We start from the raw sequence: 23303 nt of genomic DNA, 5'->3' as shown, positions 1-23303 counted from the left end.
TATTTGCATTATCGATAGGGACAAACTATCATTTACATTGTACATATTTTGTTTAAATAAGGGAGGATTTTCAAGTGGCAAACGTAACTTTTAAAGGTAACCCAATGACTTTAGTTGGAACAGAAGTTAAAGTTGGCGATCAAGCGCCAGAATTCCAAGTATTAGCAAATGACTTATCTCCAGTAAGTTTAGAAACATACAAAGGCGAAGTAAAATTAATTAGTGTTGTACCTTCAATCGATACAGGTGTGTGTGATGCACAAACACGTCGTTTTAACCAAGATGCAGCAGGTATTGAAAACGCGAAAGTGTTAACAATTAGCGCTGACTTACCATTCGCTCAAAAACGCTGGTGTGCAGCAAACGGTTTAGAAAATGTTGTTACACTTTCTGACCACCGCGATCTTTCATTCGGTGAAGCTTACGGCTTAGTAATGAAAGAGCTTCGTTTACTTGCTCGTGCAGTATTCGTAGTAGATAGCAACGACAAAGTAGTTTACGCAGAATACGTAAGCGAAGGTACAAGCCATCCAAACTATGAAGCAGCATTAGAAGCAGCTAAAGCGGCAAAATAATGTGAAGAAATGACCTCTTATAAAGAGGTCGTTTTTTCTCATGTATTGCTGCGTAATGGTACCAATATATGAGAAAAAACGTTATATCATATATAACTTAAAGGGGAGCTCTTTGCAGGAGGTCGCTTTTTCTTTTTGGAAAAAAACACTTTGTGGTATGATATAAGTTATGTGTAAAAGAGAGAAGGAGGAATGTACGTGAGTCAGACAGTAGAAACATTATTTTCTATTTTTGATTCTTCTGCGGTAGTTTTACGTAAAGAATTAGATGTAACATATTTAGAGGCGCTTGTAGAAACAGGTGATAACTTGTTTGAAGGAGCAATTTTACAAGAGGAATTATCCGAATCAGCAATTGAAAGGCTGAATCGTGAATATAGTACGTTTAATGAAGAAACATATAAAGGTGAAGAAATTCGTAAAGCATTTCAGTTAGCCATTTTAAAAGGAATGAAAGAAGGCGTACAAGCGAATCACGAAATGACGCCTGATGCAGTTGGAATGTTCATGAGCTACTTATTCCATAAATTTATGCAAGGGCAAAACGAAATTACTGTTTTAGATCCTGCAATTGGAACAGGTAACTTAATGACTACAGTATTTAATAGCGCCAAAGAAGGACTAGCAATGAGTGGATTTGGTGTAGAAGTGGATGAAGTGTTAATTAAACTTGCTTTAGTAAATGCGAATTTACAAAAGCATGCAATCGAATTCTTCCATCAAGATGGACTAGCGCCACTTTATATCGATCCGGTTGATGCAGTCGTTTCAGACTTACCGATTGGTTACTATCCAAATGAAATCGGTGCAAGTGAATATAAGTTAAAAGCAGATCAAGGAATGTCGTATGCCCATCACCTATTTATTGAACAAAGTGTGAAACATACGAAAGAAGGCGGGTACTTATTCTTCCTAGTACCAAACTTCATTTTTGAAAGTGATCAAGCACCAAAATTACATGCATTTATTAAAGAAACATGTTTTATTCAAGGGCTATTACAGCTACCTGTTTCCATGTTTAAAAACGAGAAAAATGCAAAAAGTATATTTGTTCTCCAAAAGAAAGGTCCTAGTGTAACAATGCCAAAACAGGCGTTATTAGTGGAATTACCTAAATTCTCCAACATGAAGGCGATGGAGAACATTATGGATCAATTAAATACTTGGTTTGCAACCCACAAATAAGGCAAGGTATATGTAACAGGATTAGTAATTCATGTAGTACAGTTTTATAGGATATGTCATATTTTTAAATATATACTAGATTAAACTGAATTTTTTTGAAATCTGTAATATATATTTTTTCTTGGTGTTACAATTTTTTCACTTGAAATATATGTCGGACGATGTTTAAATTAAAATCGTGAGTATAAAATTCACTAATGATGAAACGTTTTCATATTTAGTGAATTTGATCAGATAAAATCGAGCGGTTTGTGGACATATCCACACAACTACCAAGAGAAAAAGGGGCGAAAGACTAGATGTCAAAAATCATCGCGATTAACGCAGGAAGCTCTTCCTTAAAATTCCAATTATTTGAAATGCCAAGTGAAACAGTATTAACAAAAGGTTTAGTAGAACGTATCGGTTTAGAAGATAGTATCTTCACTATTACTGTAGATGGCGAAAAACAAAAAGAAATTACAAATATTCCAGATCATGCAGTAGCAGTAAATATGCTTCTTAAAAAATTAACTGAAAACGGAATCGTTAAGTCTCTAGATGAGATTGGCGGTATCGGTCACCGTGTTGTTCACGGCGGCGAAAAATTTGCTGACTCTGTTTTAATTACTGATGAAGTATTAGCTGATATCGAAGAGTTAAGCGATTTAGCACCACTTCATAACCCAGCAAACCTTGTTGGTATTAAAGCATTCCAAGAAGTATTACCAAACGTACCAGCAGTAGCAGTATTCGATACAGCATTCCACCAAACAATGCCGGAATCTGCATTCTTATACAGCCTACCATATGAGTACTATGAAAAATTCGGTATCCGTAAATACGGTTTCCACGGAACTTCTCATAAATACGTAACTGAGCGTGCGGCTGAATTATTAGGTCGTCCACTTGAAAGCTTAAGCTTACTTTCTTGTCACTTAGGTAATGGTGCAAGTATCGCAGCAGTAGAAGGCGGTAAATCTATCGATACTTCTATGGGCTTCACTCCACTTGCTGGTGTAACAATGGGTACACGTTCTGGTAACATTGACCCTGCTTTAATTCCATACATCATGGAAAAAACAGGCCAAACAGTAGAAGAAGTAGTTAGCGTATTAAACAAGAAGAGTGGTATGTTAGGTCTTACTGGTTACTCTAGTGACCTACGTGACATCATTGCGAAAGAAGAAGAAGGCGACCACCGTGCGAAAGTAGCACTTGATGTATTCGTAAGCCGTATCCACAAATACATCGGTTCTTACACAGCTCGTATGAAAGGCGTTGACGCTATCATCTTTACAGCTGGTGTAGGTGAAAACAGTGCGATTATTCGTGAGCGTGTATTAGAAGGCCTTGAGTACATGGGCGTATACTTCGACGTAAAACGTAATAACGTATTTGGTGAAGAAGCATTCATCAGCTTCCCACACTCTCCAGTAAAAATTATCGTAATTCCAACTGACGAAGAAGTTATGATCGCTCGTGACGTACTACGTCTTGGAGATATTGGTTAATATACTATATGAAAAAAAGACGAGATCCTATAGGGTTTCGTCTTTTTTCTATTGGATATATTTCAAGATTCCATCTGGATATAGTGCTTTCTCTTTTTGAATGAATGCAGTGAGGGAAATCCATTTTGCATATGACAGTGTTTGTTCATCTTGTATATTCAGTATTTCCATTTCATATAGTGACATGTCTAATAAGCGTAAAGAATATAGCTGAATGATTTCATGACCAATTTCTCCATCTAGATGAAAGATATTTTCTAAGCAGCCTAAATAATTGGTGATTTCCACTTCTGTGTGAAGCTCTTCTTGAAATTCGCGAATAACGGTATGTGCTGATTTTTCACCAAGTTCAATTGAACCGCCAAGAGGTCGGTAATATGTTTCATCGCCTGTATGATATTCTTGTACGAGAAGTCTACCGTGATGTATAGCAATGCCAAAAGCTTTTGCACGTGGATACATATATAATCACTCCTTATTTCTTTTGTATAAGGATGATTATAATGTGTTTTGTAATAAAAAGTATCGTGTATTTAGGACTGCGGTCTAATCGTGAGTCCATCAAATAGGTCACTCCAAAATGCTTCATTGTACTGGTATACATCCATAATAGGGCATTTTATAACGCAAATATTTTGTAATCCCCAATCTTCTTGGGCAACATTTGGTACATCTGCAGGAAGTAGTAATAGGACAGAGAATTTATGTTTAACTATTTGAGATAAAATGTGTTCCAAAGAATGCGCTTCTTCGTATGTTCCTCCAGTTCGAATAAACAATATGGATTCTGCCGTTTCAATTGTAGTTAGAAAACGATGAATTCGATGCTCATAGTTTAACTTAACTTCTGTATAAGAAGGCCAAGAAGTTGGTGTGTTTACATCTGTTTTAAAGTCGTGGCAGGATTCGATTTCATATAGGTTGTCACGGAGTCTTAATTTCGCACCATCATCCCAAAATGAGATGAAAGATAAGTTTTCGAACTGTAGAAAACGGTCAAATCGATTTTGTAATAATACATTCACTTTTTCTAATGAAGGGCTTAGCATAAAATCGATAACACCAAAAAAGGGTGATAATTCGAATTGGTATAACGCCCAAGCAGGCCAGCAGTTTTGTCCTAAGCTGAATACTGCATTATATTCTTTTTTTATATTGGATAGATTCATGTGATTTATCTCATCCTTTTTGCTAATATTTTATGTCACTAAAAAATGGAATGTGAATAAAGATAGACAAGCATATTTGCAAAGAATAAGCAGAAATATGTTACAATAGAAAAAAATCGAACGAGGTGGTTGTTACGATGCGATCGAAGCGAGAACAAGCCATTTTAGACAATATAAAAGAATGGGAATCGCAATTAGTTGAGCAAGAAGCGACTGATTTTCAAAAAATTTTTGATAAATGGGTACATACGACAATTGCGAAATTACCTGAGAAAAAACGAAAAGATTTCTTTACGAAAGCAGATGGATGGCTCTTTCATTTGCATGCATTGATTCAAAGTTCACAATCACAGTTAGACGCGCGTAATCGTATTTTAGGAACGTCGAGATTATTTGATGAATCAATTGAGCAACTAGAAGATTTGAAAGCATTATCTATTGATCAGTTAACATACATAGCAGAGCAGCAAACAGCGCGACATCGCCTATATTCATTCGTACAAGGCGGAGCAACGGGTGCTGGAGGTTTATTATTATTAACGGCTGATTTTCCGGTTATGATTGCATTAAATGTGAAGGCTGTCCAACTTATTGCAACATCATTTGGACATGATGTGAACAAGCCTTATGAAATGATGCTTGCGTTAAAGGTGTTTCATGCGTCATTACTACCAGGAAGGCTTCAGCAATACGCATGGTACAATTTACTGCAAGAGCTAGAGCAAGAAGATTCGTTCTTCTATGAAGGAGACGAAGCGGTATTACAACCAGCTTCTACTGAGGTTGTGTTAAAACAAATTTTGAAAACATTTTCGATTTATGCTCTTCGTCGTAAATTATTCCAAGGTATTCCGGTAATTGGAATGGCAATCGGGTCTACAGTGAACTATCGTTTAACAAGAAATGTTACTGAATTTGCAAATAGATTTTATCAAGTGCGCCACATAGTCGAGAAGGAAAAAAGAGCGTAAAAAAAGCGAGAGGCCGAAGCCTTTCGCTTTTTTTAATTTGTTGCATGCTTTTTGGACATTGGAATAGATACTGGTTGCTTTTCTGCTTTTTTCTCTGCTTTTGGATAATAAATTAAATCCAATGTTTTTGCCTGTACAGCAATTGAAAGAATAGTAAAAGCAATTTCTGTCCAATTTAAATAATATAATGAAAGCGCAAGAACAATCGCGTCAAAGACGAAGAAAATTTGCCCAATTGTAAAACGAGTTCGTTTACTTAATACAATTGTTAAAATGTCGTCTCCGCCGGTTGCACCGCCAAATCGCAATATAAAACCGAGTCCAATACCAGCTAACGCACCGCCAACTACTGCAGCTATAAATAAATTATTTGATAAATCGACCGTAAATGGAGAATAATTTTCCATAAGAGAATAAAATACTCCGAATGAAATCGAACCTAGGAATGAATAACCAACCATTTTTTTACCTAAAAATGAAGCACATAATAAAATAATTGGGATATCCATAATTACAGTTGAAATAGATGGTGAAATATCATAAAAATTTTGGATAAATAGTGCAATTCCTACAAATCCACCTTCTGTTAAGTGGTTTTGGAAGTGAATGTGATATAGCGCTGCTGCTAAAATAAATGAACCGATTAAAACCATAAAAATTTCTTTAATAATTTGTCGACTTTGGATGTTCCTCATCGTTATTCCTTCTTTCCGTAGTTAGTAGTCCTTTTTGTGTTGTAAACTAACTACGAGCTCACATGTAGCTTCAGTTAGTTTACGAAAAAAACTAACTACGCTATATGTCGCTGAAGAAATAACGAATAATCCTCTCGTCCATCAATTCTCCCTACCTTCGTTTTAGTTTAAGTCTTAAAACGACTAAACAAAACGTGGAGTAGGATTCTTCATTTAGCAATCCTGCTCTTCTTTGTTTTGTTTAGCTAGTAACAATTAAGTCCTAAACAAAACGCTACGTGTAAGAAGAGTCTTTTTTTTGCCAAATTATCCTTCGGGCAATCATAATTTCCCCACTCTCGTATTTTTTTCGCTAGACTAAAGTATCTGAGCTGAAAAATACGCTACGTGTATGATTCGTCAATACGATGCCACATGCTCCTTCGAGCGATCATGATATCAAAATCCCTTCCTTCAAGATTTATATTATTATATCATACTTTCAAAAAATGTATGCGGATGGAAACCGACAATAAGCGGAGGAAATCTACAAAAATTGTTATGTTTAAATATTTTTGTAGAAAAGCCTAAGTTATTTTGCAGAATTGGACAGTGTTTTAAAGTTTGTCCAATAAGTAAGAAAGAGATGGCGTTTATTCAGTTGTATCTTTCTGGTCACCTTTATCTTTAAAAAACGCATCCCAGCTAATCACACTTAAAAAAGTTAAAGCGATAATAATGAAAGCTCGCATAAAATTGAGACCTCCTTTTGTACATAGTATATGAATAATTCGCTTCAGAATGTGTCATTTTTTTACAAGTCTTAATTGTTATGAGATTATATCAATATAGATAGATGAAAGGGAGAGAGAAGATATGCTAAAAGACATGTTCAAAAGAAAAGAATTAGTATGCGTTTCATGTCAGAAAAAGATTCAATATGAAGAAGAGCTCGTTGCTTTTGTAAAGTTGCCAAAGGAAAGAAGTATATTAGTTGGACCGTTCGATGTGTGTTTAGCGAAAACAGCACAAGAAATATATTGTAAATCGTGTTACGACAAAAAAGCATGACCCAAAGTAATTGAGGGACATGCTTTTTTCATTGGTGTGCTTTTCCCTCAGATACATTTTGAGTGAGTCGATACCAAAGCCAAAGGTCATTAATGATGGAAGCGAGATCGGCAATTTCTGAATTAAGTTTGCAAGAAATTTCGAAGTTTTCTTCGTTATTTAAATGATGCTGTTTTGCATTAATAGAGTGCTCGAGTTCTTTTATACGATCAGGAATCTTTCCTCGAACTTGTTCCCACTTTAATAAAATAGCATGCTGTATTTTTTCGGGGATATCTTCCCAATCTTCTTGTAAATACGGAATTTCAATTCCTAGATGATCATCGTATAAGAAATATTTTTCCATAAGTTCACCCCCGTTTTCCTGCTTATATTGTACATGAAAACAGAAAGAAGCTCGACGGAATTGTTTGAAAAAATTTGAAAATGACTCTTGATACATTTTGTGAAAGGTGTTAAAGTGTGTATTATTATAAAAGAAAATGAATATTTATTCTTTAGGGGGATGCAAAATGGAGAAGAAAAAAGTGGTATTAGCATATTCTGGAGGTCTTGATACTTCCGTTGCAATTAAATGGTTACAAGAGAAGAATTATGATATTATCGCGCTTTGTTTAGACTTAGGGGAAGGTAAAGACTTAGCATTCGTAAAAGAAAAGGCACTTTCAGTAGGTGCAATTAAATCATATATGATTGATGTTCAAGAGGAATTTGCAAATGAATATGCATTGATGGCGATGCAAGCGCACACGTTATACGAAGGGAAATACCCTCTCGTTTCTGCATTATCTCGTCCACTTATCGCTAAGAAATTAGTAGAAATTGCAGAACAAGAAGGGGCGACTGCAGTTGCACACGGATGTACAGGGAAAGGGAATGATCAAGTTCGTTTTGAAGTTTCTATTCAAGCGTTAAATCCTTACTTAGAAGTGATTGCGCCTGTACGTGAATGGAAATGGTCACGTGAAGAAGAAATTGCATATGCAAAAGAAAACGATGTACCCATTCCGATTAATTTAGACAGCCCGTTTTCAATCGATCAAAACTTATGGGGACGCAGTAACGAATGTGGTATTTTAGAAGATCCATGGGCAGCGCCGCCAGAAGATGCGTATGAGATGACATTGGCATTAGAAGATACACCGAATAAACCAGAGTTTGTAGAAATCGGCTTTGAAGCAGGTGTACCGACTACTTTAAATGGCACTGCATATTCACTTTCAGAATTAATTAAAACGTTAAATGCGCTTGCTGGAAAACATGGCGTTGGACGTATCGATCACGTAGAAAATCGCCTCGTTGGTATTAAATCGCGTGAAGTATACGAATGTCCAGCGGCAATGACGTTAATCACAGCACATAAAGAGCTGGAAGATTTAACGCACGTAAAAGAAGTAGCACATTTTAAACCGGTGATTGAGCAGAAAATAACAGAACTTATTTATAACGGTTTATGGTTCTCTCCTTTAAAACAAGCGCTTCATGCTTTCTTACAAGAAACGCAAAAAAATGTAACAGGTACAGTGCGTGTGAAATTATTTAAAGGCCATGCGATTGTAGAAGGACGTAAATCTGAGTACTCTTTATATGACGAAAAATTAGCAACATATACTGCTCAGGACGAATTTAATCATGATGCAGCAGTTGGATTCATTTCATTATTCGGTTTACCGACGAAAGTATACAGCCAAGTGAATCAAAAGAAGGTGGAAGCGTGAGCAAACTTTGGGGCGGACGTTTTACAGAAGAAGCGGAAGCGTGGGTTGAAGAGTTTGGAGCATCCATCTCCTTCGATCAACAATTAGTAAATCAAGATATAAAGGGAAGTATTGCGCACGTAACGATGCTAGCAAAGCAAGGTATCGTTACGAAAGAAGAAGCAGAGAAAATAAAGATAGGGCTTCAGTATTTATTAAAAGAAGCAAAAGAGAATAAGCTTCAATTCTCAGTAGAAGCAGAAGATATTCATTTAAACATTGAAAAAATGTTAATTGAACAAATCGGTGAAGTAGGAGGGAAACTTCATACAGGACGAAGCCGTAATGATCAAGTAGCGACTGATATGCATTTATATTTGAAAGAAAAAGTAGAACATATTATAAAAGCTACAAAACAATTGCAAACTGTTCTTGTTCATCAAGCAGAAAATAATATTGAAACCATTATGCCTGGTTATACGCATTTGCAGCGTGCGCAGCCAATTTCATTTGCTCATCATATTCTCGCTTACTTTTGGATGTTAGAGCGTGATGTGAATCGTTATGAAGATTCATTAAAGCGCATTAACATTTCACCATTAGGAGCAGGAGCGTTAGCTGGGACAACATTCCCGATTGACCGAGAATATAGTGCGGAGCTTCTTGGATTTAATGGACTCTATGAAAATAGTTTAGATGCAGTAAGCGATCGTGATTTCATACTGGAGTTCCTAAGTAACTCATCTATGCTCATGATGCACTTATCACGCTTCTGCGAAGAACTTATTTTATGGAGTAGCCAAGAGTTTCAATTTATTGAAATGAGCGATCAATACGCAACGGGAAGCAGCATTATGCCACAAAAGAAAAATCCGGATATGGCGGAACTTATTCGTGGTAAAACAGGCAGAGTATATGGTAATTTATTTAGTTTACTTACAGTCATGAAAGGATTACCGCTCGCTTACAATAAAGACTTGCAAGAAGATAAAGAAGGAATGTTTGATACAGTAAAAACAGTAGAAGGCTGCCTTCATATTATGGCAGGCATGCTAGAGACGATGACTGTAAACAAAGAAAAAATGGGGCAAGCTGTGACGCAAGATTTCTCTAACGCAACAGAAATTGCTGACTACTTGGCCAGCAAAGGACTCCCATTCCGTCAAGCTCATGAAATTGTTGGGAAGCTAGTGCTACACTGCACACAAAAAGGAATTTATTTAGTAGATGTACCACTTGCAACATATAAAGAAATGAGCTCATTATTTGAAGAAGATTTGTATGAAGTTCTTTCACCATATGCAGCTGTAAAGCGTCGTAACAGTGCTGGCGGGACAGGATTTGAGCAAATTGAGAAAGCTTTGGAGAAGGCGAAGGGATTAGTTGGAGAGTTTGTTGGAAGTTGATTGATTTATAGGGCAGAAGGTACGCGAATCTTAGTAGAGAGAAGCGTACCTTTTTTGTGATTTTTATTGCTTAAAGTTAATCATACTTATGTCGATCTTCCGTAATTCGAATATACTCAATATCCATCAAATCTCTAAGTAATGCACCATTACTTAGTTCCACACCATGTTTTTCTTTAAAATGTGTACGGATTGTATCTAACATTTCGAGCTCTTTCCCGTTCACATCTAAAATAATACGTTCAGAATCATTCATATAGCATCCTCCTTTTTTAACATATATATTTTGTCCGTCTATTTCTAAAAAATGTATGTTAACCTAAAGTTAGGAAATAAGAAAGGAATGGAAAATGAGACGTATTTATTTTATAGGGATAATTTTGTACACGCTAATTGTGTTACATGTTGCATTCCCAAATATCTTTTCATTTGAGGATGTAGAAACAGTACACGTTGGGATATTTATCTTTATTCTATTTGTAGTAGATTGCTGTATTTCGATATGGCTTTCGAAAAGAAAACATGTACAAGATAAAAAAGAAATGGAACGGAAAAAGAGAAAACGTTCATTTTGGATGACGACGTATTGTTTTTCTTTAGTGATAGCTGCTGTTTTTTTTAGTGAGCATATTCCGTTAGAAAGATTAAATATTGGATTTGGAGCGTTCGTATTTGCATACTATTTTTTCGTGCACTTTCTTCCTTATATGAAAGAAAAGCGAGGAGAAGAGGAAAATCCGCTTGTAGAAGAAGCGAGAGAGCAAGAGCATAAGAGAATAGAAGAAGATATACAGAAGCTCGGGGAACAAAAATGATATTTGAAATCTAAAATTATATATGTTCTTTGCTTTATTACGCCGCCAATCGGTTATTTGTATGTATTCTTGCTTCGTAAAAAAATGACAGAAGATGCACGACAATCGTATTTAATGGTTGCGACTATCATGATGGCATTATGGTCTTTGAAGTTCTTACCGCCATATGTATTGGAAGTAGCTGTTGTAGTGGTTGTTTGTTTTGTATTTATAGTGAAGTATGTGAAATGAAGAAAAACAAGAGCCTGTGTTATTAAGCTAATAGATAGATTAAAGCAAGAAATGTTATACTATAATTTGCTTATTCAGTAATAATAGGAGGGATAATAATGGTTCAATCAATAGTTCATATCGCATTAGTAGTAAAAGACTACGATGAGGCAATAGAGTTCTATACAAAGAAACTAAATTTCACACTAGTCCAAGATATATATCAGCCAGAGCAAAACAAAAGATGGGTAGTGGTATCTCCTCCTGGTTCAGTCGGCACCACAATATTACTGGCTAGAGCATCTAAACCTGAGCAAGATTCCTTTATCGGTAACCAATCAGGCGGCAGAGTTTTTCTTTTCTTAAATACTGACGATTTTTGGAGAGATTATAATGAAATGATTTCAAGAGGAATAGAATTTGTGAGAGAGCCGAAAGAGCAAGAATATGGAATAGTTGCAGTATTCAAGGATTTGTACGGGAATTTATGGGATTTGTTACAACTAAAAGATGACCATCCAATTACTCAAAGAATTAAGTAGAATACAGTTTAAACTTGATTAGAAAATCAATTAAAAAATGAGGATTTTAAAATCCATGTAAGAGTGGAGAAAAACAGAGAAGATTTATTTTTATGAGTAAAATGAAACATCTTTATTCTTCTTACACATTCGTGAAAAAAAGGAGTGGATTACCCACTCCTTTTTTATCATTGTTGAGCAACATGTATTTATTGTTCATTCAAGCCTAAAGCTTCATTTCCCTTATCCACCAGTAAAACATGTGGACTTGGTGTTTTATTTATGAATTAAAGATCACCTTGCTCCTCATCACCACGAACAACAAGGACATCGCATTTCGCATAGCGAATAATATGTTCAGAGACGCTACCAATTAGGAAACGCTCAACAGCATTTAAACCAGTTGCACCACACATAATTAAATCTACTTTATGGTTTGGAGCGATTTCTTTTGAAATTTTAGATTTAGGATTACCAAATTCTAATACAGTTTCAATTTTTTCAAGGCCAGCTTCAAGCGCAGTTTTTTTGTAGTCTTCTAATAAGTCTTCTGCAAATAGATTTGCACGTTCAGCAATTGCGCGGCTATAAGCTTCTACTGCTGAGTATGCTTTTACATCAACGATATGAGCAATTGTTAATGTTGCATTGTTGCGTTTTGCGACTTGAATTGCTTTTTTAAAAGCTCTTTCTGCTTCTTTAGAACCATCCACCGCGATTAAAATATTTGTATATGTATTATTCATAGTAAATTCCTCCCAATCATTTTTATTACCGTTTACAACTTTATTATAAAGCAAATTTTGGTAATGTGCTTGCCAGAAACGTTACAGAATTTTGAAAACTTTGCTTTAATTCATTTTAGTTGTAATTGAGGCGAGAACTTGTTACATATGAAGTATAGCAATTTAAAAGGAGGCATGTTTGTGAGACACGCGCTCATTACAGCCGGTACGAAAGGTTTAGGAAAGCAAGTAACAGAAAAGTTATTGGCTAAAGGGTATTCAGTAACAGTAACATATCATAGCGATATAACTGCTATGGAAACGATGAAAGAAACATATAAAAATATGGAAGAGCGTCTACAATTCGTGCAAGCGGATGTCACGAAAAAGGAAGATTTACATAAAATAGTAGAAGAAGCGATAAGCCGTTTTGGTAAAATTGACTTTTTAATTAATAATGCTGGTCCATATGTATTTGAACGAAAAAAGTTAGTCGATTATGAAGAAGACGAATGGAATGAAATGATTCAGGGTAATTTAACAGCGGTATTTCATTTATTAAAACTTGTCGTTCCGGTTATGAGAAAACAGAACTTTGGCCGTATTATTAATTACGGATTCCAAGGGGCAGATAGCGCACCGGGATGGATTTATCGTTCAGCTTTTGCAGCAGCGAAAGTAGGACTTGTTTCATTAACGAAAACAATTGCTTACGAAGAAGCAGAATATGGTATTACTGCAAATATGGTATGTCCTGGTGATATTATTGGTGAAATGAAAGAAGCGACAATTCAAGAAGCACGTCAATTGAAAGAACATAAAACACCAATTGGTAGATCTGGAACAGGTGAAGATATCGCAAGAACGATTTCGTTTTTATGTGAAGACGATTCCGATATGATTACCGGTACAATTATTGAAGTAACTGGTGCAGTAGATGTTATTCATAGACATCGATAGAGCGAAATAAGGTGAAGTTTTGAATAATTGGACAGTTTATCCTTTACGCTGAGAGGTGCGGATAATACTGTCCTTTAATGTAAGATTAAATCTATCGGAAAACTTGTATTATTTTTTGTCAAATATTGAGATATTATGTTAAAATATAAGAGCGTAGAAAGCGCTTTAAAAATGATTCAGGGGTCATTTCATAACTCAAGGGGGAACTAATAATGCGTATCGGTATTCCAACAGAAATTAAAAATAATGAAAACCGTGTGGCAATGACGCCAGCGGGAGCGGTACATTTAGTACAAAATGGTCATGAAGTTTTTGTTCAAAAAGGATCAGGTATAGGATCAGGCTTTACAGATGAAGAATACGTACAAGCTGGTGCGAAACTTGTTGAAACTGCTGAAGAAGCATGGAATCAAGATATGGTTATGAAGGTAAAAGAGCCAGTTGCAAGTGAATACGGCTATTTCCGCGAAGGTTTAATTTTATTCACATACTTACACTTAGCTCCAGAACCAGAATTAACGAAAGCATTAATTGATAACAAAGTTGTATCAATTGCATACGAAACAGTGCAATTAGACAATCGTTCTTTACCATTACTTGCACCTATGAGTGAAGTAGCTGGTCGTATGTCTGCACAAATCGGTGCACAATTCCTTGAGAAAAACAAAGGCGGTAAAGGTATTTTACTTGCAGGCGTTCCAGGGGTAAAACGTGGCAAAGTAACAATTATCGGCGGTGGTCAAGCTGGTACAAACGCAGCTAAGATTGCAGTAGGTTTAGGTGCAGATGTAACAATCATCGACTTAAGTGCAGAGCGTCTTCGTCAACTAGATGATATTTTCGGTAACCAAGTAAAAACGTTAATGTCTAATCCATACAACATTGCAGAAGCTGTAAAAGAATCTGACCTTGTTATTGGTGCGGTATTAATTCCAGGTGCAAAAGCGCCAAAACTTGTAACAGAAGAAATGATTCAATCAATGGAACCAGGTTCTGTCGTTGTAGATATCGCGATTGACCAAGGTGGTATTTTCGAAACAACTGACCGTATTACAACTCACGACAACCCAACTTACGAAAAACATGGCGTTGTTCATTATGCAGTTGCTAATATGCCAGGTGCGGTTCCACGTACATCAACTCTTGCATTAACAAACGTAACAGTACCATATGCAGTACAAATTGCTAACAAAGGTTACAAAGATGCTTGCTTAGGCAACACTGCATTATTAAAAGGTATTAACACATTAGACGGATATGTAACATTCGAAGCAGTTGCAGAAGCACACGGTTTACAATATGCTGATGCGAAAGAGCTTCTTGAAAAAGCTCCTGCTTTATCATAATAGAAATACATGTAAGCCCCTCCTTTTGTAAGGAGGGGCTTTTTGCTTGGATTAATTGTCTAGTTTCTTTACAATTTTCAATCCGAACATCATTGTAAAGAAAAGAATGCCGAATAAGTAATACAAGGCATACTCAACTCGTATCATCGAATTTTTGTCAGTGATATATAAAATAAATAGTATCGCAGAACCGATTAAATGAGAGAGACCAAAAATTTGCGCCATAAGTTTTAAACTCATCTTCTCGATTCTTTCATCCATCTCAGGTAATGGATATTTTTCGGGATCGCTCTTTTTTTTCTTAAAGAATATTTGTTTCACTACGAATAGTATCGAGTCTAAGAGTATAAATACGCCAGCGAATAGAAGGACAGAAGTAATTTTTTCTTCATCATTACTAGTGAAATAAAGAAAAGTTGAACCTAACAATAAAAAGGTAAGATGCGAAATGAACTTTTGATTAAAAGGGTTTTTCATTCTTTTTCCTCCCCAGTTTTATCTAATTGAAATAAATCTTCTACTTTACAGTTGAAAAACTCACATAATTTCAATGCTAATTCTAAACTCGGGTTGTATTTATTCTTCTCGATAGCGATGAGGGATTGTCTAGTGATTTGAACAGAGGAAGCTAATTGTTCTTGGGTGATGTCTCTAATGACGCGGAATTGTTTCACCTTATTTTTAATCAAATATACAAAGTCTCCTTTTTGTAAATTTGTTACATTTATTATATCCATTTTTAGGTAATAAGTAAATAAAACTTTACAAAAAGTAAACAAAACTTTACGTGAAATATAGCTTGTTATAATGTTATTTTTTGTGATAATTTGGAATTAAATGAAAAAAGAAGTCGGAAGAGGAGATTCAATGGGGAGTAAAAAGAGGAAGAAAAGGCAAGTTAAAAGACAAAAGTATATGAAGAAAAAACAGGAACAGAACATACCTCTATCACAAAAAATAGTCATTATGATAGAGAAAACATTTCGGTATATTTGTATGGCTCTGTATGTAATTTTGTGTCTTTATTCAGCTAGGGTGTTTTACAGTTTTGGGATAACACCCAATATTATTGAGAATGTTTTTGGGTATCTCCTTGTCGCAATAGAGCTAGTCTTATTCTTTATATTATTTAATAAAGTGTGGCCTAGTTATGAAAGTAAGAACGATAAGCAAAGAAAAATGAGAAAAAAATCTTCAGATGCTTCAAGCTCATCAAGTGGATTCGGTGACTACAGTAGCAACGATTGTAGCAGCTCAAGTGATAGTGGAGGAGATTGCGGAGGTGGTGGAGACTAAGTTGTTTTTTCAGAAGAACGACTAATGAAAGGGTGGGACGAAAGATGGAAACTGTGAACTTAATAGAATTAACAAAGGACATTCAAGATCAACATAAAAACTTCGTCGTTTCAAATGTAAATAGTCATTGCTTACGAATCGCTGTATTTACTGGTGAATATGATTGGCACTATCATTCTAATTCGGATGAATTATTCATTGTGCTAGAGGGAGAATTACTTATCGATTTTGAAGATAGAGAAACAGCAGTTTTAAAGCCGAATGATTCTATCTTAATTCCAGCATGCACGATTCATAGAACGAGAGCATTAAAGAGAACAGTAAATCTTTGTTTTGAAAATATAGAAGCTGATACGATTAAAGTGGAGCAGTTATGAAAAAATTATCTGTAGCTGAGTATAGAAAAATCTTTCCGATTTTAGAAAGTCATACAAAAACGACGACGTTTGCTTATGCGGTATGTGATCAAATGATAGATGGTGAAGTTTTTACAAACGAGAAGTTAACAGCAGGGTTAATTCGTACAGCTAACGGTATCTATTATGTATTTGGTGATACGGATGATCACAATTATAACGAATATTTATTTGCGTATTTAAAAATGGCTATTGAAAAAACAGAGAAGAGATTTACATTGTTCACTTCGAGTGACGAGTGGGAAATGAAGTTAGAAGAGCGTTTTAGTAATACACTTCGGAACATCCTGCGAATGAAATTTCAACGAGAAATTTTTGAAGAGAGAAAACGAGATGCAAACAAAAATACATATGAAGTGAAGCGTATTGATAAAAGTGATATAGAACGAAGCAATGAATTTACAGAGGTGTATTATAAAGAATATTGGGGATCAACTGAAGCATTTTTAAATAATGGCTTTGGATTTTGTATAGAACAAGATGGGATGATTGTAGCTGAATGTGTTTCGATATTTAATGGGAATGGATTTGCTGAAATTGATATTGTGACGCATGAATCATATCAAGGAAAAGGATTAGCACAAGCTGTTGCAACGCGGTTTATTGAACATTGCATGCAAAATGATATTACACCGTGCTGGGATTGTTATGTAGACAATATTCCTTCGCAAAAACTAGCTAGTAAATTAAGTTTTAATCATCCAATAGAATATAGATTGTTTGTACGCAAGAAAACGGGGGAATAAAAATGAATGTAGAGTTAACGAGATTCAAAGTGAAACAAGGTAAAAGTCAGTGTGTAGATGCATGGATGCAGCTTCTTAATGACAATATGAAAGAAGTGCTTTTGACACTAAACGACGAAAAGATGTACGTTGAGACAATTTTCCGGGAAATAAGAGATGGAAAAGAATACTTATATTGGTATTCTGTGCAAGGAGAAGGCGGGGCTCTTGTCGAAAATTCTCATCATGAAATTGATAAAAAGCACTTAGAATTTTGGCATGAATGTATTGATGAAGAAGCACCATCTGTTGATATGAAAACAGAAGTCGTTATGATTCAAGATGTTGTGAAGGAAGCGATGAAATAATAGAATAGTATTTTTGAGAGAAGCACATCAAGGTAGGTGTGCTTTTTATTTTGAAAAAAAATTTGAAGAAAAGCTGTATTTAGATATCTTTAAGTGAAAATAAGGGGGGTATCAAAAGTATTTTAGGGAAAACTATAATGAGATGAAAAACTTTGTAGTAAAAGACTTATAAATATACGGTGTAGTTGTAACAGGTAAAACAGAGGATTTACAAAGTTTACAAGGAGCACCGTATATTAAGGCTGCTGTTAGAGGTGTAACAGTTGAGAAATATTGATTACAAGAGATTAATGTGAATAATCAGAAAATTTATGTTATAATATGGGAAAAGGAGGTTAATATGAGGCAAATACATGGAGCAATTTATATTTACATAACAATGTTTTTCGTGGCGATATCTTATGGATTAGGGCACGTGTATTCGCATCCTATACTAACTTTTTTAAGCGGAGCATGTATGGCGTTTGCGATTCTTGTCCACCTTTTCTCAGTTTGGATCGTGAAATTTCAATTAAATATTAGTGAAATAGAAGAAGGCACTTTTTGAGTGGCCTTCTTTTTTTAATAATATTTTGGAAGCTCTCGTAGCAATTTTTCAATTTCGCATTCGGTTTCTTCACATATAGAAAGTGTACGTAGTCTGAAAAATAAGCTGCGTAGGAAAGATTTTATATTTCCGTATAGAAACTCGTATGATTCAATATGTAGTGTTTGTTTTTGGGCTGGTAATTGAGCTACTAAGTCATGAAGGGCTAATATGAGTACGTCTTCCTTTAGACTATTTTGTAGCATTGAGACAATCGGATAAACGAGTCGCTCGTCTTCTTCATATTTGTAGTAAATAGAATGGACACAAACTTTGTTTAATAAAGTTTGTAATATTTCTTCGTAATGTAAAGTTTCCAGTTTAGGACTACGAACAAGCGCTTCAAATGTATCAGTAGCATGAGCGATACTATGTGCCCAGCCGTGGTCTTGAACATATCCACGGAAATCATGTTCATTGTTCATATATAGAATCAATTGATCTTTTACAGTTAAAATATCATTCTGTGATAAGAAATTATATTTTGTATCAGCATCAATAATGAGCGCAAGTAATAATGTCGTAAATGCGCGGGTAAATACAGCATCTTCGTCATCCGAATGAATTTTATACAATAAATATTTTTCACTAATGCTTTCTAATAATAGTTTCTGTAATTGTGTGTGTGAAATGTAGTCGTTTTTGATGAGATGAAAAAAAGTAGAGTAAATAAGTTTGTCTCTTAAATAGCTATCAGTAACACCGATATGCTCAAGCATATTGGAGCTTAAAGAATCAATGTTAAGTGTGTTATCCAATATGTAATTATTATTACGAATTTTTTCTAACTGTTGTTGTAACATATAAACCTCCTATTTTAGAAAATTCTGTATTTTAATAGTATAATAAAAGGAAGAAATAGACAATAAATAAATGCTTTTGAATGGAGGGGCATGATGAAGAGAGCATTAGTCTTTTTTATAAGTATTTTCTTTTTAGGGAGTTGTTCGATTTGGTATGTTACTTTTTCTAGCGAGAGCAAAAGTTGGACGGGGCAATATAAAGGATATATTAAGGACGACAGTGAAGATGGAATGTTTACGTTTCAGTATAAGGGCGGGGATGGGAATACAGAATTTAAAAATTTAGAGATTGCTATTAATGGATCCTTTGGCACAATGACACAAACGTCAGAAAATCATAAAGGAGCAAAGGTTGAAATGAAGTCTTCTTGTGTCAGTTGTACGCCCCTATCCAAAGATGAACCGATAGCGGTTGTGATTAAATGGGATGATAAGTATGAGGAGAAGATGGTGTTAAATTTGAAATAGTAGAGAAATAAAAAAGGCAGCAATCACGCTGCCTTTTTTATTATTTCACAAATTGTAATTCTTTCGGGAATTTCGTTAAAATTTCTGACCCGTCTTTTGTGATGTAAATATCATCTTCAATACGAACGCCACCTACGTTTGGTACGTAAATACCTGGCTCGATTGTGAAGACCATACCTTCTTTTAATGGAGACTCGTTACCAGCTTTTACATCTGGATATTCGTGTACGCTAATTCCAAGTCCGTGACCAAGGCGGTGTGGGAAGAAGTCCCCGTAACCTGCATCTGCGATAACAGAACGAGCAGCGTTGTCGATTGCGCCAAGTGTAACACCTGGTTTACATGCTTCAACTGCTTGTAGTTGTCCAGCAAGTACAGTGTTATAAATGCGAGTTTGTTCTTCAGAAATTTCACCGAATGCCACTGTACGTGTAATGTCAGAGCAATAACCTTCAATGATTACGCCTAAATCAAATAGTACGAAATCGCCGCGTTTCATTTTATTTGCACCTGGAATACCGTGTGGAAGAGCAGAGTTTGCACCTGCTAATACCATCGTATCAAATGACATTTTATGTATGCCTTTTGTTTTTAATTCGTGTTCAATAATTGCTAATACTTCTAGCTCACTACGATCTTCTTTTATTGCATTTACACCAACTTCAACAGCGTAGTCCGCCATTTTAGCTGCTTCGCGTAAAATAGAAAGTTCTTTTTCATCTTTAATTAAACGAAGTTCACGAACTTTTTCCTCAGCTGATTTGAAAGCTGCATTTGGGAATAACTTTGTTAATTCTTCGTAGCGTTCTACGTTTAAATGTTCTTTTTCAATTGCAACTGCATTTGCATTGACGCCGCGGTCTTTAATTGCTTTTGCAATCATATCCCATGGTCTGTCAGTATCAGTAAATCCGATAATTTCATGTGCCCAGCCAGCGTTACGCGCTTGACCTTCTTCCATTTTAGGGCAAATTAAAATAGGCTCTTTTTCTTGGAATACAAACATACCAAGAAGTCTTTCATGTGGTTCACAGTGGAAGTTTGTCATGTAGAAGACGTTCGGTGTAGAAGTTAAGAACGCAGCTTCTACGTTTTTTTCTTTTAGCCATTGCATTAAATTTTCTAATCTAGCATTCATCGATTGGCACCCCCGAGATATTTAATTACAAATATAACTTTACATCGGAAGAAAGCGTTATGACAAGTAAATAGATGTTAGAAAAGACAGGGAATTGAAAAATCATGTAGAATAAAAAATGAGAATGTGAATAGGGGAGGAATGTAGTAATGAAAGTATCTTATCACGGGCATTCAGTTGTAAAGATTGAAACGAATGGAAAAGTGATTTTAATTGATCCATTTTTAACTGGAAATCCGACAACGGATTTAAAGGCTGAAGATGTCAAAGTAGATGTAATTCTTTTATCGCATGGACATGGTGATCATGTTGGAGATACAGTAGAGCTTGCGAAGAAAAATAATGCAGTTGTTGTGGCACCATTTGAACTAGCGACATTTTTAAGTTGGCAAGGTGTAAATACACATCCGATGCATATTGGTGGTTCGCATGAATTTGACTTCGGAAAAGTGAAGTTTACACAAGCATTCCACGGTTCTAGTTATATTGATGAAGAAAATAAGACGATTACATATACAGGTATGCCAGCAGGTATTTTATTTACAGCAGAAGAGAAAACTGTATACCATGCAGGAGATACCGCTCTATTCTCTGATATGAAATTAATTGGGGAACTGAATAACATTGATATAGCATTCTTACCAATTGGCGATAATTTCACAATGGGGCCAGAAGATGCTGTTTTAGCAGCAAAATGGGTTCAGGCGAAAACTGTTGTGCCGATGCATTACAATACGTTCCCAGTAATTGAACAAGACCCATATCAATTTGTAGAAAAGCTACAAAATTGTACAGGAAAAGTATTAGAAGCTGGAGAAAGTATTACACTATAGAAAAGAAACCCTTCATTTGAAAAGACAAGTGAAGGGTTTTTTACGTGTGTAGGACAGCTTTTAAAGGTTGTACTTGTTTTGATGATTTTTTTCTTTTTGGAAGTGGCTGTTCAGGTGTTTCATTCAATTCCATTGCAACTTTTTTTCCGTCTACGAAAGCTAAAAATACAGCACCTACAACTTCTAATAATTTTTTCATCATATATCCGCTCCTTTGTTTCATTTCTTGTCTTCATTGTATATTGAAGCGGCTGGACAAACTATCGAACGAGATGACAATACCATTACATTGTTGTAATAGAAGAAGTAGTGTAATGTAAGGCGTATTTTGTTATAAAAAAAATAGTACAGATATATAAAGAGAGAGTGTAACAGTTTTGAAAATATAGTATACTGAAAATACAACACATGAAGAATTTAGGGAAAAGAAAGTATGGTGAAACCATTTGGCTACCAAGCATAACCAAATTTTAGAACATATTAATGGCCTGCCAGTAGGGCATAAAATTTCTGTAAGGCAAATTGCGAAAGATTTGAGTGTAAGTGAAGGGACAGCTTACCGTGCAATTAAAGATGCAGAAAATAAAGGATATGTTAGTACGATTGAACGTGTCGGAACAATACGAATTGAACAAAAGAAGAAAGAGAATATTGAAAAGCTGACATATGCAGAAGTCGTTAACATTGTCGATGGTCAAGTACTTGGGGGCAGAGAGGGCCTACATAAAACGTTAAATAAATTCGTAATCGGGGCAATGAAATTAGAAGCGATGATGCGCTATACAGAAGCTGGAAACTTACTTATTATCGGTAACCGTACGAACGCACATCAATTAGCGTTAGAAGCCGGAGCTGCGGTATTAATTACGGGCGGATTTGATACGGAAGATCATGTGAAGAAATTAGCAGACGAATTAAAACTGCCGATTATTTCAAGTAGTTACGATACATTTACAGTTGCGACGTTAATTAACCGTGCAATTTACGATCAGCTTATTAAGAAAGAAATTGTCCTCGTTGAAGATATTTTAACGCCAATTGAAGAGACGTTATATTTAAAGCCGAATGATACAGTGCAGCAATGGCATGCGTACAATGAAGAAACGATGCATGGACGTTATCCAATTGTTGATGAAAATAAAAAGGTGTTAGGTATCGTAACTTCAAAAGATATGATTGGTGTCGTGAAAGAAACACCAATTGATAAAGTGATGACAAAGCATCCAATTACGGTAAACGGTAAAATGTCTGTCGCAGCTGCAGCACGTATGATGGTGTGGGAAGGTATTGAGTTACTTCCAGTTGTTGATGAAGGAAATAAACTGCAAGGAATTATTAGTCGTCAAGATGTACTTCAGGCGCTGCAAATGATTCAGCGTCAACCACAAGTCGGCGAAACAATCGATGATATTGTAACGAATCAATTTATGACGCCGAAAGAAGCGAAAAATGAACATTTATATCAATTTTCAGTGACGCCGCAAATGACGAATTCAATCGGAACGTTATCTTACGGTGTATTCACAACAATTGTGACGGAAGCAACGAATCGCGTTATTCGTGCGCAAAAGAAGAGTGATTTAATTGTTGAGAACTTAACAATTTATTTCGTAAAACCAGTTCAAATTGACAATGTTGTATCGGTTCATCCGAAAGTATTAGAAATTGGACGTAAATTTGGTAAGGTTGATGTAGAAGTGCATCATGAAGGTAATGTTGTCGGGAAAGCATTACTTATGGTGCAGTTGATCGATAAATAAAAAGATGGAGCAGACCGCTTTGGTTTGTTCCATTTTTTTATTTAAAAGGATAGAAACAAAAAATAAATAGCGTATCATTTCATATGTATAAT

The 23303-nt window shown here is 35.4% G+C and carries 29 protein-coding genes and 2 pseudogenes; 20 read left to right on the top strand and 11 right to left on the bottom strand.

From position 1 onward, the window contains the following. Positions 1 to 74: 74 nt before the first annotated feature. From tpx to ackA, 3 genes are all read left to right on the top strand, one after another. Entirely contained in the window at positions 75 to 575 is a 501-nt protein-coding gene (gene tpx / locus ACU8YW_RS23080) for a thiol peroxidase (RefSeq protein WP_046956210.1), read from the top strand. A 198-nt stretch (positions 576 to 773) separates the two neighbouring features. Continuing rightward, positions 774 to 1760 (top strand): class I SAM-dependent methyltransferase, encoded by a 987-nt coding sequence (locus tag ACU8YW_RS23075; protein ID WP_141542729.1) that lies wholly within the window; start codon positions 774 to 776, stop codon positions 1758 to 1760. 299 nt (positions 1761 to 2059) lie between these two features. Beyond that, a complete protein-coding gene (gene ackA / locus ACU8YW_RS23070; protein ID WP_000034571.1) occupies positions 2060 to 3253 on the top strand; it encodes an acetate kinase in 1194 nt (397 codons plus the stop codon). Between the two features lie 48 nt (positions 3254 to 3301). Here the strand turns inward: ackA and ACU8YW_RS23065 are convergent, their stop codons facing one another. Both ACU8YW_RS23065 and ACU8YW_RS23060 read right to left on the bottom strand, forming a co-directional pair. Further along, positions 3302 to 3715, bottom strand: a complete 414-nt coding sequence (locus tag ACU8YW_RS23065; RefSeq protein ID WP_087985406.1) for an NUDIX hydrolase — start codon at positions 3713 to 3715, stop codon at positions 3302 to 3304. 71 nt (positions 3716 to 3786) lie between these two features. Next, positions 3787 to 4422, bottom strand: a complete 636-nt coding sequence (locus tag ACU8YW_RS23060) for a DUF1796 family putative cysteine peptidase (protein ID WP_097889196.1) — start codon at positions 4420 to 4422, stop codon at positions 3787 to 3789. 137 nt (positions 4423 to 4559) lie between these two features. Here ACU8YW_RS23060 and ACU8YW_RS23055 point away from each other — a divergent pair, with 137 nt between their 5' ends. Next, positions 4560 to 5393, top strand: a complete 834-nt coding sequence (locus tag ACU8YW_RS23055) for an EcsC family protein (RefSeq protein ID WP_001256865.1) — start codon at positions 4560 to 4562, stop codon at positions 5391 to 5393. Positions 5394 to 5425: 32 nt separating this feature from the next. Here the strand turns inward: ACU8YW_RS23055 and ACU8YW_RS23050 are convergent, their stop codons facing one another. Then, positions 5426 to 6088 carry a YitT family protein gene (locus ACU8YW_RS23050; protein WP_048544413.1) on the bottom strand — a complete coding sequence of 221 codons (663 nt, stop codon included), beginning with the start codon at positions 6086 to 6088 and terminating at the stop codon, positions 5426 to 5428. Between the two features lie 855 nt (positions 6089 to 6943). Here ACU8YW_RS23050 and ACU8YW_RS23045 point away from each other — a divergent pair. Beyond that, entirely contained in the window at positions 6944 to 7138 is a 195-nt protein-coding gene (locus ACU8YW_RS23045; RefSeq protein WP_000910293.1) for a hypothetical protein, read from the top strand. A 28-nt stretch (positions 7139 to 7166) separates the two neighbouring features. On the opposite strand, the gene ACU8YW_RS23040 is transcribed toward ACU8YW_RS23045, so the two are convergent. Next, a complete protein-coding gene (locus tag ACU8YW_RS23040) occupies positions 7167 to 7484 on the bottom strand; it encodes a radical SAM protein (RefSeq protein ID WP_088064564.1) in 318 nt (105 codons plus the stop codon). A gap of 166 nt (positions 7485 to 7650) precedes the next feature. Between ACU8YW_RS23040 and ACU8YW_RS23035 the strand changes: the two genes are divergently transcribed. Further along, on the top strand, positions 7651 to 8856 hold the full coding sequence (locus ACU8YW_RS23035; protein ID WP_000412317.1) for an argininosuccinate synthase: 1206 nt from the start codon (positions 7651 to 7653) through the stop codon (positions 8854 to 8856). Further along, a complete protein-coding gene (gene argH / locus ACU8YW_RS23030; RefSeq protein ID WP_087985402.1) occupies positions 8853 to 10241 on the top strand; it encodes an argininosuccinate lyase in 1389 nt (462 codons plus the stop codon). The genes ACU8YW_RS23035 and argH overlap by 4 nt, the downstream gene beginning before the upstream one ends. Positions 10242 to 10317: 76 nt before the next feature. On the opposite strand, the gene ACU8YW_RS23025 is transcribed toward argH, so the two are convergent. Continuing rightward, complete coding sequence (locus tag ACU8YW_RS23025; RefSeq protein WP_046956214.1) at positions 10318 to 10497, bottom strand: hypothetical protein; 180 nt, start codon at positions 10495 to 10497, stop codon at positions 10318 to 10320. Positions 10498 to 10591: 94 nt separating this feature from the next. Between ACU8YW_RS23025 and ACU8YW_RS23020 the strand changes: the two are divergent. Further along, a pseudogene (locus tag ACU8YW_RS23020) lies at positions 10592 to 11287 on the top strand (hypothetical protein). Positions 11288 to 11385: 98 nt separating this feature from the next. Beyond that, positions 11386 to 11808 (top strand): VOC family protein, encoded by a 423-nt coding sequence (locus ACU8YW_RS23015; protein ID WP_088064563.1) that lies wholly within the window; start codon positions 11386 to 11388, stop codon positions 11806 to 11808. 266 nt (positions 11809 to 12074) lie between these two features. Here ACU8YW_RS23015 and ACU8YW_RS23010 read toward each other — a convergent pair whose 3' ends face one another. Continuing rightward, positions 12075 to 12533, bottom strand: a complete 459-nt coding sequence (locus ACU8YW_RS23010) for a universal stress protein (protein ID WP_001066680.1) — start codon at positions 12531 to 12533, stop codon at positions 12075 to 12077. A gap of 147 nt (positions 12534 to 12680) precedes the next feature. On the opposite strand from ACU8YW_RS23010, the gene ACU8YW_RS23005 reads away from it, so the two are divergent. After that, positions 12681 to 13472, top strand: coding sequence for an SDR family oxidoreductase (locus ACU8YW_RS23005; RefSeq protein ID WP_060486605.1), 792 nt, complete (start codon positions 12681 to 12683; stop codon positions 13470 to 13472). Positions 13473 to 13684: 212 nt separating this feature from the next. Beyond that, positions 13685 to 14818, top strand: coding sequence for an alanine dehydrogenase (gene ald, locus ACU8YW_RS23000; RefSeq protein WP_046956217.1), 1134 nt, complete (start codon positions 13685 to 13687; stop codon positions 14816 to 14818). Between the two features lie 51 nt (positions 14819 to 14869). On the opposite strand, the gene ACU8YW_RS22995 is transcribed toward ald, so the two are convergent. Continuing rightward, positions 14870 to 15295, bottom strand: a complete 426-nt coding sequence (locus ACU8YW_RS22995; RefSeq protein ID WP_087985399.1) for a hypothetical protein — start codon at positions 15293 to 15295, stop codon at positions 14870 to 14872. Next, entirely contained in the window at positions 15292 to 15507 is a 216-nt protein-coding gene (locus ACU8YW_RS22990) for a helix-turn-helix transcriptional regulator (protein WP_000594566.1), read from the bottom strand. Before ACU8YW_RS22990 ends, ACU8YW_RS22995 begins: the two co-directional genes overlap by 4 nt. Before the next feature lie 178 nt (positions 15508 to 15685). Here ACU8YW_RS22990 and ACU8YW_RS22985 point away from each other — a divergent pair, with 178 nt between their 5' ends. From ACU8YW_RS22985 to ACU8YW_RS22960, 6 genes and pseudogenes are all read left to right on the top strand, one after another. Then, positions 15686 to 16114, top strand: coding sequence for a hypothetical protein (locus ACU8YW_RS22985; RefSeq protein ID WP_088064561.1), 429 nt, complete (start codon positions 15686 to 15688; stop codon positions 16112 to 16114). Between the two features lie 44 nt (positions 16115 to 16158). Beyond that, positions 16159 to 16491 (top strand): cupin domain-containing protein, encoded by a 333-nt coding sequence (locus ACU8YW_RS22980; protein WP_044584895.1) that lies wholly within the window; start codon positions 16159 to 16161, stop codon positions 16489 to 16491. Next, positions 16488 to 17276 carry a GNAT family N-acetyltransferase gene (locus ACU8YW_RS22975; RefSeq protein ID WP_088064560.1) on the top strand — a complete coding sequence of 263 codons (789 nt, stop codon included), beginning with the start codon at positions 16488 to 16490 and terminating at the stop codon, positions 17274 to 17276. Before ACU8YW_RS22980 ends, ACU8YW_RS22975 begins: the two co-directional genes overlap by 4 nt. A gap of 2 nt (positions 17277 to 17278) precedes the next feature. Then, positions 17279 to 17623, top strand: a complete 345-nt coding sequence (locus tag ACU8YW_RS22970; protein ID WP_088064559.1) for a DUF6176 family protein — start codon at positions 17279 to 17281, stop codon at positions 17621 to 17623. A gap of 103 nt (positions 17624 to 17726) precedes the next feature. Beyond that, positions 17727 to 17900: pseudogene (locus ACU8YW_RS22965) on the top strand (anti sigma factor C-terminal domain-containing protein); the annotation flags it as partial. A 63-nt stretch (positions 17901 to 17963) separates the two neighbouring features. Next, positions 17964 to 18170, top strand: coding sequence for a hypothetical protein (locus ACU8YW_RS22960; RefSeq protein WP_001248904.1), 207 nt, complete (start codon positions 17964 to 17966; stop codon positions 18168 to 18170). A gap of 14 nt (positions 18171 to 18184) precedes the next feature. Here ACU8YW_RS22960 and ACU8YW_RS22955 read toward each other — a convergent pair whose 3' ends face one another. Continuing rightward, entirely contained in the window at positions 18185 to 19012 is an 828-nt protein-coding gene (locus tag ACU8YW_RS22955; RefSeq protein WP_426934091.1) for a DUF2785 domain-containing protein, read from the bottom strand. A gap of 93 nt (positions 19013 to 19105) precedes the next feature. On the opposite strand from ACU8YW_RS22955, the gene ACU8YW_RS22950 reads away from it, so the two are divergent. Further along, the gene (locus tag ACU8YW_RS22950) at positions 19106 to 19480 is read left to right on the top strand and encodes a hypothetical protein (RefSeq protein WP_142310773.1); all 375 of its coding nucleotides are present in this window, start codon (positions 19106 to 19108) and stop codon (positions 19478 to 19480) included. A gap of 40 nt (positions 19481 to 19520) precedes the next feature. Here the strand turns inward: ACU8YW_RS22950 and pepQ are convergent, their stop codons facing one another. After that, positions 19521 to 20618, bottom strand: coding sequence for a Xaa-Pro dipeptidase (pepQ, locus tag ACU8YW_RS22945; RefSeq protein ID WP_088064556.1), 1098 nt, complete (start codon positions 20616 to 20618; stop codon positions 19521 to 19523). 149 nt (positions 20619 to 20767) lie between these two features. Between pepQ and ACU8YW_RS22940 the strand changes: the two genes are divergently transcribed. Next, complete coding sequence (locus ACU8YW_RS22940) at positions 20768 to 21451, top strand: metal-dependent hydrolase (RefSeq protein ID WP_060486546.1); 684 nt, start codon at positions 20768 to 20770, stop codon at positions 21449 to 21451. A gap of 40 nt (positions 21452 to 21491) precedes the next feature. Here the strand turns inward: ACU8YW_RS22940 and ACU8YW_RS22935 are convergent, their stop codons facing one another. Next, on the bottom strand, positions 21492 to 21653 hold the full coding sequence (locus tag ACU8YW_RS22935) for a hypothetical protein (RefSeq protein ID WP_060486545.1): 162 nt from the start codon (positions 21651 to 21653) through the stop codon (positions 21492 to 21494). A gap of 244 nt (positions 21654 to 21897) precedes the next feature. Here ACU8YW_RS22935 and ACU8YW_RS22930 point away from each other — a divergent pair, with 244 nt between their 5' ends. Then, positions 21898 to 23211, top strand: a complete 1314-nt coding sequence (locus ACU8YW_RS22930) for a CBS domain-containing protein (protein WP_000201566.1) — start codon at positions 21898 to 21900, stop codon at positions 23209 to 23211. Positions 23212 to 23303: the final 92 nt, after the last annotated feature.

Source organism: Bacillus pretiosus, from assembly GCF_052947655.1.
This window is presented reverse-complemented; position numbering and strand designations above follow the sequence as displayed.